The 1,424-nt window shown below is 57.4% G+C and carries 1 pseudogene; it reads right to left on the bottom strand.

The window, feature by feature from the left end:
* Positions 1-745: pseudogene (locus AC629_RS43975) on the bottom strand (IS3 family transposase); the annotation flags it as partial.
* Positions 746-1,424 lie beyond the last annotated feature (679 nt).

The raw sequence follows: 1,424 nt of genomic DNA, 5'->3' as shown, positions 1-1,424 counted from the left end.
ATGGGCTTGCCCGGCGCGATGTAGTGCCATGCGACGCGGCTCTGGTCGGCCCAGGTCAGGATGGCATTGCTGGTGAACTCGCTACCGTTGTCGCTAACCACCATTTTGGGTTTGCTCCGCTCCATCACCAGCCGGTCCAGTTCCCGCGCGACCCGGGCGCCCGAGAGCGAGGTGTCGGCCACAAGCGCCAGGCACTCGCGGGTGCAATCATCGACCACGGTCAGGATGCGGAAGCGGCGGCCGTCGGTGAGCTGATCGGAGACGAAGTCGAGCGACCAGCGGTCGTTCGGCGCCATCGGCACTGTCATCGGCGCTCGGGTCCCGATCGCCCGCTTGCGCCCGCCACGGCGACGAACCGCGAGCCTCTCTTCCCGGTAGAGCCGGAAGAGTTTCTTGTGGTTGATCCGATAGCCCTCCCGCTTGAGCAGAACATGCAGGCGCCGATAGCCGAAGCGACGGCGCCCCTGGGCGATCGCCCTCATGCGTTGGCGCAGGGCGGCATCATCCGCCCGGGACGTCTGGTATCTGATGGTCATGCGGCAACAGCCGATGGCTTTACACGCCCGCCGCTCGCTCATCCCGTGGGCATCCACGAGATGCGCGACAGCTTTCCGCTTCCCCGCGGGCGTCACCACTTCTTTCCCAACAAATCCTTCAGCGCCGCGTTGTCCAGCATGGCATCGGCCAGCACCTGGCGCGACAAGTCGAGCGTTCGCAAAGCCGCCGCTTTGGCAGCGAACATTCCATACTCATTCCTATTCGGAGAAATTTTATTTGAACCGAACAACAAATCGCAAAAGCGCCTTACCTGTCGATCGACGTCTTCTTCACCTTTGTCAGAATTGACGATCACATCCGCATCATGAAAGATTCTTGATATTCGCTGCCCATGCAGCTCGTCAGATTCATTCTCATCTCGTTGAACAATTTCTTCAGCCGCGCCTCGATAGGTATTTGTGTTCCCTCGATTATGCCCTTCTGCAAAACGTCTGGAAAGATTGTCAACACGGGCACCTCTGCGTGAATAGACCGACACTTGAAAAAAAGCGCGGCCATAAACTGATCGAAGGAGATCAATTTCTTCGCGTCGTTTGAATTGGTATAGCAGGTAAACATTCTTCTCCGGCGCTGCCGCCTTGTCCGCAACGCTTTGTGCGCGGCGCCATTGGACAATCCGCGTGATCGTTATTGCTGCTAGGACCTGATCGTCGTCGAAGGTCGAGCGAAGCTGGTTCCCGTACTTTATGTAAGTCTCTAGGCGACCCGCCTCGTCGCTTTGCACCAGCTTCCTTTTAGGAGGAAGAAAGGAGGCGATCTTGTCGAAGATTTCCGTTACTTTGATCGGAACAACGTTGTAGCCCTCGGCTTTGAAATAGTTGGAAAAACTGTTGATTGACGCACGTATGTCTGTGCCGATCGGTGCG

The sequence above is a fragment of the Bradyrhizobium sp. NAS80.1 genome, assembly GCF_001908205.1.
Lineage (GTDB): Bacteria > Pseudomonadota > Alphaproteobacteria > Rhizobiales > Xanthobacteraceae > Bradyrhizobium.
The sequence above is the reverse complement of the archived record's forward strand: the minus strand, read 5'-3'. Positions and strand labels throughout refer to the sequence as shown.